This is a genomic window from Sphaerothrix gracilis Ecp01, assembly GCF_030405905.1.
Taxonomy (GTDB): Bacteria; Cyanobacteriota; Cyanobacteriia; order Phormidesmidales; family Phormidesmidaceae; genus Sphaerothrix; species Sphaerothrix gracilis.
On sequence record NZ_JASATW010000013.1, the window covers coordinates 155,625 to 167,999 of the forward strand.

General features: G+C 51.9%; 13 protein-coding genes. 4 read left to right on the forward strand and 9 right to left on the reverse strand.

The window, feature by feature from the left end; genetic code table 11:
- Together QJQ48_RS16175 and QJQ48_RS16180 are read left to right on the forward strand one after the other, a co-directional pair.
- Positions 1-608, forward strand: a 608-nt coding sequence (locus tag QJQ48_RS16175; protein WP_428843057.1) for a WD40 repeat domain-containing protein, incomplete at its 5' end; no start/stop codon positions are given.
- Between the two features lie 104 nt (positions 609-712).
- Positions 713-1,051, forward strand: a complete 339-nt coding sequence (locus tag QJQ48_RS16180; protein ID WP_346292275.1) for a CU044_2847 family protein — start codon at positions 713-715, stop codon at positions 1,049-1,051.
- Positions 1,052-1,446: 395 nt separating this feature from the next.
- On the opposite strand, the gene QJQ48_RS16185 is transcribed toward QJQ48_RS16180, so the two are convergent.
- The 5 genes from QJQ48_RS16185 to carA all read right to left on the reverse strand — a co-directional run bounded on the left by QJQ48_RS16185 (position 1,447) and on the right by carA (position 5,120).
- Positions 1,447-1,719, reverse strand: a complete 273-nt coding sequence (locus QJQ48_RS16185) for a DUF1816 domain-containing protein (RefSeq protein ID WP_346292276.1) — start codon at positions 1,717-1,719, stop codon at positions 1,447-1,449.
- A gap of 78 nt (positions 1,720-1,797) precedes the next feature.
- Complete coding sequence (rlmB, locus tag QJQ48_RS16190) at positions 1,798-2,769, reverse strand: 23S rRNA (guanosine(2251)-2'-O)-methyltransferase RlmB (RefSeq protein WP_346292277.1); 972 nt, start codon at positions 2,767-2,769, stop codon at positions 1,798-1,800.
- Between the two features lie 51 nt (positions 2,770-2,820).
- Positions 2,821-3,279, reverse strand: a complete 459-nt coding sequence (locus tag QJQ48_RS16195; RefSeq protein WP_346292278.1) for a Mini-ribonuclease 3 — start codon at positions 3,277-3,279, stop codon at positions 2,821-2,823.
- Between the two features lie 154 nt (positions 3,280-3,433).
- Positions 3,434-3,808: an STAS domain-containing protein gene (locus QJQ48_RS16200; protein ID WP_346292290.1), complete on the reverse strand. Its 375-nt coding sequence runs from the start codon at positions 3,806-3,808 to the stop codon at positions 3,434-3,436.
- Between the two features lie 136 nt (positions 3,809-3,944).
- Positions 3,945-5,120 (reverse strand): glutamine-hydrolyzing carbamoyl-phosphate synthase small subunit, encoded by a 1,176-nt coding sequence (carA, locus tag QJQ48_RS16205; RefSeq protein WP_346292279.1) that lies wholly within the window; start codon positions 5,118-5,120, stop codon positions 3,945-3,947.
- Between the two features lie 123 nt (positions 5,121-5,243).
- Between carA and QJQ48_RS16210 the strand changes: the two genes are divergently transcribed.
- Positions 5,244-6,089 (forward strand): retropepsin-like aspartic protease family protein, encoded by an 846-nt coding sequence (locus QJQ48_RS16210; RefSeq protein ID WP_346292280.1) that lies wholly within the window; start codon positions 5,244-5,246, stop codon positions 6,087-6,089.
- A 45-nt stretch (positions 6,090-6,134) separates the two neighbouring features.
- Here QJQ48_RS16210 and trpD read toward each other — a convergent pair whose 3' ends face one another.
- The 4 genes from trpD to nrtS form a co-directional block, all read right to left on the reverse strand.
- The gene (gene trpD / locus QJQ48_RS16215; RefSeq protein WP_346292281.1) at positions 6,135-7,214 is read right to left on the reverse strand and encodes an anthranilate phosphoribosyltransferase; all 1,080 of its coding nucleotides are present in this window, start codon (positions 7,212-7,214) and stop codon (positions 6,135-6,137) included.
- 198 nt (positions 7,215-7,412) lie between these two features.
- Positions 7,413-9,140 carry a hypothetical protein gene (locus tag QJQ48_RS16220; protein WP_346292282.1) on the reverse strand — a complete coding sequence of 576 codons (1,728 nt, stop codon included), beginning with the start codon at positions 9,138-9,140 and terminating at the stop codon, positions 7,413-7,415.
- 251 nt (positions 9,141-9,391) lie between these two features.
- Positions 9,392-10,360, reverse strand: a complete 969-nt coding sequence (locus QJQ48_RS16225; RefSeq protein ID WP_346292283.1) for a protochlorophyllide reductase — start codon at positions 10,358-10,360, stop codon at positions 9,392-9,394.
- Between the two features lie 226 nt (positions 10,361-10,586).
- Positions 10,587-10,820 carry a nitrate/nitrite transporter NrtS gene (gene nrtS, locus QJQ48_RS16230; protein WP_346292284.1) on the reverse strand — a complete coding sequence of 78 codons (234 nt, stop codon included), beginning with the start codon at positions 10,818-10,820 and terminating at the stop codon, positions 10,587-10,589.
- Between the two features lie 196 nt (positions 10,821-11,016).
- On the opposite strand from nrtS, the gene QJQ48_RS16235 reads away from it, so the two are divergent.
- A partial coding sequence (locus QJQ48_RS16235) for an NAD-binding protein (RefSeq protein WP_346292285.1) occupies positions 11,017-12,375 on the forward strand: 1,359 nt, incomplete at its 3' end.

Consider the following 12,375-nt stretch of genomic DNA (forward strand, 5'->3'; position numbering starts at 1 on the left):
GTGACTACGATACCAATTACCTCTATGACCTAGCGGGCAATCAGGTGGGGCAGTTTGCCGGCGCGTTTCTAGACTTCAGTGCCGATGGACAGCGACTGGTAGCCTATTCTTTGAGCGACGCTACCACTTACCTCTATGACCTAGTGGGCAATCAGGTGGGGCAGTTTGCCGGCGCGTTTCTAGACTTCAGTGCAGATGGACAGCGACTGGTGGCCTATTCTGGGAGCAACGAGACCACCTACCTCTATGACCTAGCGGGCAATCAGGTGGGGCAGTTTGCCGGCTATTTTCGAGACTTCAGCGCAGACGGAGGACAAGTTCTGACTACAATTTTTGATGAGGATATTAGCCGCATTTATAGCCTTTCAGGTGACTTATTAGCTGAATATCCAGGCAGCACATTTAGTGGCAAAAGGCTTTTCTCAAACTCATTGGGCTTTAGCCCTGACGGTCAGCACTTAATGACTCTTTCCGGTGATGGCTATGTCAGACTCTTTCGCCTCGACAACGGCCTAGACGATCTCCTCGCAAGAGGGTGCACTTGGCTAGAAGACTATTTTGACGCTAACCCAGAAGCTCAAGCAGAAGCCGGAGTTTGTTTAGATTAAGACGTACCGAATAGCTGCACCAAGACTCACTACACACACAGCCACAGCAGCGATCGCTCCCTGCCCCTTTCCAGTACCATAGGGCAAACCCTTCCCCCCAGGCCATGCAAAACCAGACCCTCATTCCCCTCGAACTCGAAGACGGCACCGTCATCCATATCCAAGCCAGCGGCCCCGGCGTTCCCGTACGCGGTGGCGGCCCCACCCCCGCTGAAACCCTCAAACAATCCTTTCGGCAGGTTCAAACCCTGGTGCGCGGCTACACCGCCTATACCGTCGGTGCTTTTAGAAACATGGCCGCCGCCAACGTCAGCGAAATCAGCCTAGAATTTGGCGTCAGCGTCAGCGCCCAGACCGGATTGCCCTACATCGCCTCCGGCACCGCCGACTGCAACGTCAAAATTGCCGTCAAATGCGAGTTTCCCAAAGCGCAGCCAAGTTAGCCATCACAGTTGACGGCGATCGCTCCCATGCTCTAGGTTTACCCACTAAGCTATTGCAGTCCAAATGTGACAGCTTGTTTACCGCTAGGACTCAAAAACTCAGCAGCCCCTATAGGTGTGACAGCACCCGCAGGAGCCTAAACCCCCAACTGAGAGAGCAGTTGGCGGCCTAGTGATGCGGTGTACACCAGCCACCTCGATTCGCTTTGCAATTTGTCGGAGTGGCTGAGCTTTTGAAGCAAGCCCCTGCCCACCGACCAGCCCAACGAAGTGATGCAGCTTCTCACCAAGCACTGTCAGCTAAATTAGGCAGCGCAGCGAGAGCTTAACAGCTCTCCTGCTCATAACAGACGGGCTAAGAGATATAGCAGCCCCGCCCGTCTGCCCCTAAGACTTTAGCCCAGGGCCGGCGAAGGAATCCCACCCATCCCATCAGTTGACTCATCAATCGTCAGTTCTTCAGGACGGCTGCAGCGCTGAATGCTCGATGCAATCTGCACAGCACCTTCTTGCTCCAAATCCTCGATATAACCTACCTGCGCAATCTGCGCTTCTTCCTCAGAGGAGAAGGGGCCAAAAAAGTAAGTACACTTAGGGGTTTGAGTCACAATCTCAATCCACCACTCACCCGCAAACAGATTGAAAATACCGTTGAGTAGATTTTTCATGAGTCTCCTGATTTACTAACCGCGTTTGGGCTATAGAGGTAAGTTAAAAGTTTTTAGCTCAAATTTCGTTATACTCTGTTACTTTTCTTTTTGCAAAGATCCCAAATCATGTCTTTTGCTCCATTCTTGGCGGTAAATTTCATAAAGTGCCATGCCAGCAGCCACCGAAGCATTGAGGCTAGGCGTTTCTCCCCGCAGCGGAATAGATACCAGCACGTCGCAGGCATGTTGAATCGAGAGACTAAGACCGCCGCCTTCAGCGCCGATGACTAAAACCGTTGGCGTGGTAAACTCCGCCGTATGAATTGACTGGCTGGCCTCAGTCGCGGTGCCATAGATCCAGAAGCCCTCCGCCTTGAGCTGTTCCAAAGCTCGGCCTAAGTTGACCACACGGGCCACGGCAAAATGCTCTAACGCCCCCGCTGCCACCTTAGCCACCGTTGCGGTGATGCCAGCGGCGCGGCGCTGCGGAATCACCAATCCTTGCGCCCCCATCGCCTCGGCTGTCCGAATAATCGCCCCTAGATTGTGGGGATCGGTAATGCTATCGGCCGCTAAAATCACGGGACGGCGGGCTTTGGCTTTTGCCTGTTCAATTAAAGCGTCGAGCTCAACATAGTCATAGGAGGCCACCTGAGCCGCGATCCCCTGGTGGTTAGCTCCCTGAGTTAGCTGACTCAGACGACGATGATCAACTTCATCAATCACCGTGCCGTTTGCTTTGGCCTCAGTTAATAGGGGGTGAAAGCGAGAATCATAGCGCAGCTTCGCATTGATCCAAAGGCGGTTGAGAGTGCGATCGCCCGCGATCGCCGCTTCGACGGCATGACGGCCATAGATCAGCTCCACTTCTTCAACTTCAGCCACCTCACTAGTTTCAGGCGCGGCCTCTGGAGTTGGCGGTTCTGAGTTTAAGCGCTTCGGCGGTGCAATGTGTCGCTGGGGGCGACCGGATCCCTGACGCTGGCGGGATTGTGGCTGAGGCGATCGCTTCAGTCGAGGCCGCTCTGAACGAGAAGAACGGCGATCAGGTTTACGATTGTGAGCCATATTGAGCTAAAAGAAAGACAAAAGGATAAACAACAAAGCGGCTACAGCCTCTTACTCCGTCGTCGGTAGTTCTAGCAAATCTAGCACCGCTTTGAGACGAGATATATCAGTTAGATAGAGATAGCCAATTAACGTTTCAAAGCTGGTAGCCTGCTGATAAATCTTAGGAGTGGCGCGGCTCCGGCGTTTGGGCGTCGCATTTCGCCCTCGTCGCAGCACCTCTTTTTCTAAATCTGTTAGGTGCTTTTCAACCTGCTGCAGGTGGTGCGCCTGCGCTTCAGCCCGCACCTGAGCCACCACTTGTCGGTGATAGGTCTGGATGCGACGGGGCGGCTCTAGGTAATAAGTTCGCATGTAGAGTTCATAAACCGCGTCGCCCAAATAAGCCAGTGCCGCCGGAGAAAACCGCTCAACCGGCCTGTCCGAGGAGTTCAGAAAGATTTGGGCTGCCTGCAACCAAAGTTTTTCAGACTCTGCTGCAGGTGCCTTCGGCTCATTCTCTGGCGTCATAAACTACCCCCAGCGGAGATTGAGCCTATCTGTCGCAGAGGGGGGTCTGTCATCATGATGCCTTTTCTGCTAGTGATAGCCAAAAGCAGCCTATCAGGCTGGATAAAGCTTGACTCGATCCAGCCTGACAAAGCTCTAAAATCAGCCCAGATGCTTAACTAGATGAATTGCTTAAGCTTTCAACTGCCACATCAACTGAAGGCTGAAGCGACAGAAACTTTTCTAGACGAACAAGCTTTACCGTTTGAGTGACTCGCGGGTTGGAAACAACCTGAAGACTCCCGCCGGCTGTCTGAGCTTTCTTAACCATTTGCACCATCGCACCCAACCCCGAACTATCGACAAAATCGATGCCGGACAGGTCTAGGATGATGTGGGCTGGCCCGCTGTCGATACAGTTAGCCAGGACCTTACGAAAGGTCGGCTCCGAGAAAGCGTCAAGCAAACCCGTGAGGCGGAATATTTGACATGTTCCCCTAACTTCGCGTGTGCCTCTCAAACTCACAGTTAGGTTTAATGGCTCAGCTATGGGAACCTCCTATAGTCTCTGACATAATTAGCCGCTACAGTATAGGTTAGTCCTGAATTGACTTCAAGAGAGTGTTATCTGTTCTCAAGATTTTAGGCAATTTTTCCACGCTTTGCCGCAGACCTGATTTGAAAAGTTATGAACTGATATCCAGTGGCAGACCTTTAGTCTGACGATGCTGGCGCATAGACTCGACAAACTGGGCAAACAGATAGTCCGCGTCGTGGGGGCCAGGACTGGCTTCAGGGTGATACTGCACTGAGAAAATAGGCAGGCTCTTGTGCCGAATGCCCGCTACTGTGCGATCGTTCAAGTTGAGATGAGTCACTTCAACTTCAGCGTCAGACACTGAATCGGCGTCAATGGCGAAGCCGTGATTTTGGCTGGTGATCTCAACCTGGCGTTTGAGGCCGCAGGGCTGGTTGAGGCCCCGGTGACCAAACTTGAGCTTGAAGGTTTCCGCCCCCATTGACAGCCCCAAAATTTGATGGCCCATGCAGATGCCGAAGGTAGGCAGTTGGCTGTCCATCAGGGCCCGAACAATTTCAGGGGCTTCTTTGACAGCGGCAGGATCCCCCGGCCCATTGGAGAGAAAAATGCCGTCTGGCTGATAGCTCAAGATGGTTTCAGCTGGAGTATCGACCGGAACCACAATCACGCGGCAGCCGTAGCTGGCCAGTCGCCGCAGAATGTTGCGCTTGATGCCAAAATCAATAGCGACAACGGTGAAAGATTCTGCCGTGTCCGCAGCGGGATCGGCGCCAAATTCCCAGGCTCCATCGGTCTTTTCGACCCATTCATAAATTTCGGGCGTTGTCACGTCTCTCACCAGGTTAAGACCCTCCATGCTGGGAGCCTCCTGGAGCTGTCGCAGCAGTTCATCAGCGTCTAAAATTTCGTTGGAGATGACGCCATTCATCGCGCCGACGCTGCGGAGCTTACGGGTTAGGGCGCGGGTGTCGATGCCATAGATTCCAGGGATGCGGTGCTGTTTTAGGTAGTCGGGCAGAGACTGGGTAGAGCGCCAGTTGCTGGGACGCTCACAGATGTTGCGAGCGATCGCCCCTTTGACCTGGGGCTGAACCGATTCTTCATCTTCAGGATTGACGCCTGTATTGCCGAGTTCTGGATATGTAAAGGTGACAATCTGCCCACGATAGCTAGGATCGGTGAGTACCTCCTGATAGCCCGTCATGCCAGTATTGAAAACAACCTCCCCCATAATGGTGCCAGAGGCTCCAAACGACCACCCCTTATAAACAGAGCCATCAGCTAAAACCAAAAAAGCCGGTTGAGCAGTGGAAACAGCCATAAAACTTTTCTCAAGAAATCGCCAAGACGAAGCGCTTTAGCATACTATCTTATGCCGTCCGGGAAAACTCTGACTAGGGACTGTAGTTCTTTTCAGCATGTAGATGAGAGATTGGTGACAACCATGCATTTTTATGCCCAAACTGCCCTAAGTGCTGTGCTGTTGGCAGGTGGTATAGCTACCGGCCTGACGGGGTGCGGAGATCCTAGAGTTGCAGCCGAATCAGACGTATCTGTGCCCGAACCAGCCCCAGCGACAGAAGTGATCACCGCTAGCGTAGAGACGGCAGAACCCCCTGTAGCCGAGCCGGAAGCGACAGACTCTCAGCCTCAGCGAGATTACTTTCGTGAGGGCGTCAATGCGGCCACCAGCGCGGTTTCTATCGGCCAGACAGCGCAGTCTACTGAAGACTGGAAACTGGCGGCGGCGCGGTGGCAGAAGGCGATCGCCTATTTACAAAAAGTCCCTACTGAAAGCGCCAACCACGCTACAGCACAGCAGAAAATTCAGGAATACCAAAAGCATCTCACCAATGCTCAGGCCAGCGCAGCGGGCAAAACCACTAGCCCCTCAGCTCGCATTGCCGCTAGCGTTGCGGCTGACGGACGCAAGGCAACAATTCCAATTGCGGGACGCCAAAGCGGCATCCCGGTTGTTTCAGTCACCATGCAGGGGCAAAACGGCAAACACACCTTTCCTATGCTGTTTGATACGGGCGCTAGCGGTACGCTGATCACGCCAGCGATGGCCGATGCCTTGGGGGTCGTAATTGTGGGCGAGGCGCGAGTGACAATCGCCGACGGCAGCGTTGTCTCTCTGCCCATCGGCTACATTGACTTCGTAGAAGCAGGCGGACTGCGGAAAGAATCCGTCACCGTCGCTATTGGTGGCACTGTCGGGCTGCTCGGCCAGGATTTTTACGGCTCTTATGGCCTGTCAGTGGGTCAGAACAGCATTGTTCTTTACTAAACGCTATCTCGACTCAAACGGCCCACCGCCTCAAGCCGCATCCGATCACTTTAAGAAGCTGACGAGCTGCTCCAGCTTTTGCCAAGCAGCCCCGCTGCTGAGAATCTGCTTTGCCTGCTGTACACCTTGGCGGTAGGTATCCAAGTCGTCTGAGCCGCTGACGGCTTCAGCAACCTGCAACGCCAGAGCCGCATTGAGTGCCACCACGTCCTGATGAGCCTGGGTTCCTTTGCCCTGAAGCAGGCTGCGTAAAATGCTGGAATTTTCTGCGACCTCGCCACCACGCAGCGCTGAAGTTGGGGCCTGGGCCAGTCCTAGCTCAGCCGGATCTAGCACAACTCTCTGCACTGCTCCCCCTGCCAAAACAGCCAAGTCAGTTTTAGCCGCCAAACCAGCCTCATCTAGTTTTTCCCGGCCATGCAGCACAATAGCCTGGGATATATTTAACTGATTCAGCGCCTCAGCCATCGGCTCTAGCACAACCGGATCAAAAACACCAATGACCTGCCCGGTCGGGCGTAGGGGATTGACCAGCGGCCCCAGCAGATTGAAAACGGTGCGTACTTTTAGCGTGCCGCGTAAAGGGGCCACCGCTTTCATCGCCGGATGCCAACCTCTAGCAAACAAAAAGGTAATACCAACCTCTTTAACCGCCGCTTTTACTTTCTGGGGATCGGCACTGAGGTTGACGCCAAGCGCTTCTAACACATCGGCTGAGCCAACTTTGCTGGAGGCTGAGCGATTGCCATGTTTGGCGACGGCAACCCCGGCAGCGGCTACGACAAAAGCCACTGCCGTTGAGATATTGAAAGTCTGAGCACCATCCCCCCCCGTCCCACAGGTATCAATCAGAGGGGAGGGCATATCCGGATCGGTTGTTTCGCCACCTAGGGACTGAGCTTGCAATACTCGCGCCATACCGGCTAGCTCCTCAGCAGAAACGCCTTTGGCCTGAATTGCCGCTAAAATTGCGCCCGATAGAACCGGCGGTATAGTCTCAGTCAGCCATCCTCGCATCAGCAATTCGGCCTGACTGCTAGAAAGTGATTGCCGATCGATCAGCTGCTGTAAAAGCTGCGGCCAATCGGTTTCAGCAGTGGTTGAAGCAGAAGAATTTTGTGCCACGATGCCTACTCGTTTGTATTACTCGATTGGTATACAGCGGTATCTGAGTCTCGTCAATGCACGCTAAGTCCTAGCTGAGCCGCTTGAACTCACTGCAGGTCGCTAAAGGCATCACCGTAACGCACCATTCTGCAGAGTCTCGATACTGTCGCATTCCACAAACAACAGGGATTTCTGCTTCTTCTAAATAGACGTATCTTATTTAGAAATCAAGGCATCATAGAGATAGCCAACCTCAAATGACTGATGGTTGAGGTCAAAAACTTTATCCTGAGTTTTGAGGGCTAATACTTTATTGCTGACGCTAATAGGCTGATTGACGCGAACAAGCCTACCGCTGTTTATCTCAAGAAAAATCACGTTTTGGGGCTTGTACTCTAGCACCTGATTTGGTTCGATCCCTTTGCCGTAGGTAGAATTAATATCAACCTCAATCAGATTATTGTTGTTGAGAATATGATTTCTCCAATCAGGCTTTAAGAAATGCAGCTTCAGAGAATTATGATGTTTTAGCTCACCACTCTGAAAATAAGAGCTGTAATAAGGAACCTGATAAATACCATAGTTCAAAATAGCATCTTTACTAAATTCAAACGCATCGATAAAATTTGGCTCTCGAACGCCTTCATAACCCTCAACTAAAATTAAGTCGCCTTTTTCCAAATCAGGTGTCAGACTAATCACATCAGTCCAGAACGCCTTCTGTATCTCCCAGTTAGCTGCATACTGCTTTTGAACGTCCCAGCCAAAGCCCACTAGCCCAGAAAGCAAAACTGACATTAAAACAATAACCAGCTTTTTTCTCTTTTTCTTACTTGAGATGATCAAAAAGCCTGCAATCGCCCCTAAGAAAATCGCAGTACCAATACTTGCAGCTATGTGAATTCTAGAGGTTCTGCCGCTTACCGAAAGGACGTTAGTACTTAAAGAGAGGGGATAGGAAAAATAAGATAGCAGCAATCCTGTGGCAGCAATTCTAGCTAAGCTTTGATAAACAGATTTATTGTGGCGGTGCGGTTGAATAGCTTGCTTTAGGTACTGATCTTTGCAAACTTGTCTGAGTAAAAAATAGAAAAGTACTGCCGCAAATAGCAGCAAAAAGGCTTGAGCAATGCTTACAGGAATAATGCCACTGATGAAGCGATAGAAATAGCTGGTAATACTGACAGGTGGGCCATAAACAATATTGCGAACTAAATGCCTAGCGAGATCCAATAGATCTAAATTGCTGAGTCGGTTATCGGCCAGTAAAAACTTTTTGACGGTTGTTGATACTAGAAAAAGAGAAGCTGTGACAGCAATATGTAAAGCAATTTCTCTAGAAAATCTAATCTTTTTTAGTTTGAGCAGAGGGGCGGCCAAAAAGATTGTATAGACCGGCTCATAGGTCAGCAGCACAATGAAGGCTAAGAGGTAAGACAGTACCCTACGTTTGCTTAAATAACAGTTCAGCCCTAAGAGCAAAAAAGCGATCGCCGTCTGTATGCCAAAGATGGCAGTGGGCCAGAGCTGTAGCGTATGGGCCGGAAATAATAAATAAAATAGAGTGCTGAATAAGCTCACATATGGCGCTTTTGTAAGCTGATTAACCAGCATATACAGTAGGACAGCATTCACTGCGCCAACTAACAGACCAATTAGATAGATGCCGCTGAGGCCGCCTAGATTAAAACCCAGCCATAGAAACAACAAAATTAGGCCATTATGGACTGGGCGACCTTGGTATAAAATTGCATCCTGAAGCCGGGTGACACCGTCTGCAGTTAGCCTTAGCTGCATCGCTTCTGTCAGACGTGAGTAGTCGTCTGCCACAAGGCCAAAGTCTGAAAAATGCAGGTAGAAAGTCAGCCAGTTGAGCGTTAGAGCCAGGATAAAAACGGTCAATAAACCCTGATATCTTTTGCAGGATTGAGGTTTCTTCAGCATAAGACTAGGCCCGAATAGCTGCGCTTAGAAGAGTTCCCAGTTCAAGCTAGAGCCCATACGAGTGCCGTTGCCACTTCGTTGAAATATTAAGCAGGCGTCACCTGTCTATTGGGCAAAGCGCGGTGACTGGCAGAGGAGTGAGCAACTTACAGCCGAATAGTCACAGCAAAAAAATCGGCCTAAGCTCAGCTCAAGCCGATTTCTTGTCTAATTTCTCTAATAGCCTACTGAGATTTCAGGGCTGCGGCCCTCTAGCTAAGGCCCACCAGCTTTTCGCTGAGTTCCCACAGTCGCTGGGCCTTATCGTCGTCTAGCGCTTCGTTTGAGACTTCCTGCTCAAAAGACTGACGACCTTCTTTTTGGCGGTTGCCCCAGCTCCAGTAAGCACCTGACTGCCGATAGTCTGGATCGGCCACAACCGCTGCCACCCGTTTACCCGCTAGATCTTGAGAAACATAGCCGCCAGTAATATTTTTCTGAAACCAGGGAAAAATCTTTTGGAACAGAGAATAATGATTGCGGAAGAGAGGGGTATCTGCTACGCAGCCGGGATAGAGCGAGCTGAAGATAATTCCGGTTGAGTCATGATAGCGACGATGCAGCTCTCGCATGGTCAATACGTTGCAGAGCTTGCTGTCTTTGTAGGCTTTGCCTGACTTAAACTTTTTGCCATTGATCATAGCGATGGGCGCTTTAAAGCCCGCTGCGAAGCCTTCCAGGTTGCCTAAGTCTGGTGGAGCAGGAATGGGAATCTTACCCCCTAGCTCCTTGGGATTGGCGGTGACAGTTCCGAGGATGACGAGCCTAGGACTCTCAGCGCCAGAATGTTTAAGATCTTCTAGCATCAGATTGCACAGCAGGAAGTGACCCAGATGATTTGTGGCTACGCTCAGCTCATAGCCTTCCTGGCTGCGGAGTGGCTCCTTGAGCAGGGGCAGATAAACAGCGGCATTGCAAACTAGGGCTTCTAAGGATTTCCCAGTTTCGCGGAAGGTTTTGACAAAGTTGCGCACGCTGTCTAAGGAAGCTAAGTCAATCTGCATCAGCGTGTAGCTTCCCTGAGGAATGCCGACTGACTGAGCCATTTGCTCGGCCTTTTCTAGGTTGCGGCAGGCCATTACTACATGCCACCCCTTATTTGCTAAGGCTTTGGCGGCATAGAGGCCAACCCCCGACGAGGCTCCTGTGATCACAACGGTGGGTTTTTGCTGTTCTTCCATGCGGCTGAGACTGCGTGCTGTTAACAGAGTTGAGGGACTACATCCCTGACGGCGATCGCCAGGATTTGCAGCGTCCTAAGGCTAATAGAATATTGGGAAAAGTATCAAACGGCAATTTATTTTATTGGATGAAAATATATGTTTACGATCGCTTTTAGAAAGCGGGAAGCAGAAGCGTTTTAGCCTGCACTCAGCTCAATAGCTCTCGTCACCCGCTGCCACGCCGCTACTTTCTAGGCTGGCGCTGGCTGATGTACTGGCCGTGAATATTGACGCCGTAGGGAACAAAATAGGTCAACAGCGCCGAAGCCCAGCGCGCCCCTGTCATCCGATTTTGGATCAGCGCCGGGCCGTGGTTGATCAGCATCAGCATTGAACCGACAATAGCCGCCACCTTGACGGCATTGCGGCTCAGCGCCGGATTGACCAAAGCCGCAAAATAGCCCTTAATCTCGTTCACTACAGCCTCCTAGCCGCAATCTTGACCCCATTTTCCCGCCAGCGACCCATCAATACCGTGAATGTCCACTTTACAGGACTTGCAAAACTCAGAATTGTCATTTGAAAGCTGCTTTTGGCGATCGCCAAGATTTTCTCAAAGCCTGCTAAAGTTCCGGTTTAAAATAGGCCCAATCCGTTAGCTGCTGCCTGAGTTTGTGAACGCCGATCTGACCCATTTGCAATCCCCTGATCCTGACGCCACCCACGTCTCCGATTGCTTCTTGGTCTGTGGGTTGGGCAGTTTGGGCCAGCACTGCGTGGCCAATCTGAAGACTTTTGGCGTCAGCGTCAGCGCTATTGACTTAGTCGCCGCCGAACATTGGGAAGTGGCCAATCTGCCAGATCTGCTCGAAAATCTGCTGCTGGGAGACTGCCGCTACGCCGACACCCTGAAGCAGGCCGGTGTCAGCCGCTGCCGAGCCGCCCTGCTGGTGACAGACAGTGAGCGAGTCAACATTGAGGCGGCCCTCACCGCCCGGGTACTCAATCCCTATATCCGGCTAGTTGTGCGATCAGATCAGCAAAATCTCAATCAGGTTTTGGCTCATCAGCTTGATAATTTTGTTGCCTTTGAGCCGACCCAGCTTTCCGCCTCGGCTTTTGCCCTAGCCGCTTTTGGGGATCATCTCAAAGGCTTTTTCCAGCTTGATGGCTATCGCTTCAAAGTAGTGAAGCAAAAAATTACGCCGCAGCATCGCTGGTGCGATCGCCGTCGCCTACACGAACTGGAGAACCGCAACCGTCGAGTTTTGCGCCACTTTGCCGCCAATGAGATGGGCCTTAGCCCTACTCAGATGAGCCGCACCACCAATCCGCTTAGCCCTTCGGCCCAGTTTTACACCTGGCTGCCCAATACGCCAGTACGGGCGGGGGATACCGTTGTCATTGTTGAAGCCGAACCAGAAAGGCCCCAAGCCCTAGCGCGCTCTAAGTCAAGCCGTCAGCTTCACAAAAAGCTTTGGCGCGGTCTGCGATCGCTGCGCAGTCGGCAAACGCTTTGGCAAAGTCTCATGCAGCTTTGGCAAGCTAACTACCGGCATCAAATGCGGCGGGTGGTCTTGCTCTGTAGCCTCACCATCGTTGTGCTCTGCAGCACCGGCACAGTTCTGCTCTGGCTCAACTACCCGGCCCTTTCCGTTTTAGATGCTTTTTACGCCACGATTGTGCTGCTGCTGGGGGGCTATGGCGATCTCTTTAGCGAGTTTGTGCCGACAATTTCCCTGCCCTGGTGGCTGCGGTTGTTTAGCCTGGGCCTAACTTTGGCAGGCACTGCTTTTATTGGCGTCCTCTACGCCCTGCTGACCGAAAAGCTGCTGACCCTGAAGTTTCAGTTCTTGGCCCGCCGTCCGCCTGTACCCCAGAAAGGGCACGTGATTGTGCTAGGGCTGGGGCGAGTGGGGCGGCGAGTAGTAGATCTGCTCCAGGAGCTAAATCAAAAAGTGGTGGGGGTGACGCGGCAGGACTTAGAAAACCACGTGCTGCCGCAGCTACCCATTATCACAGGCGACAAAGCG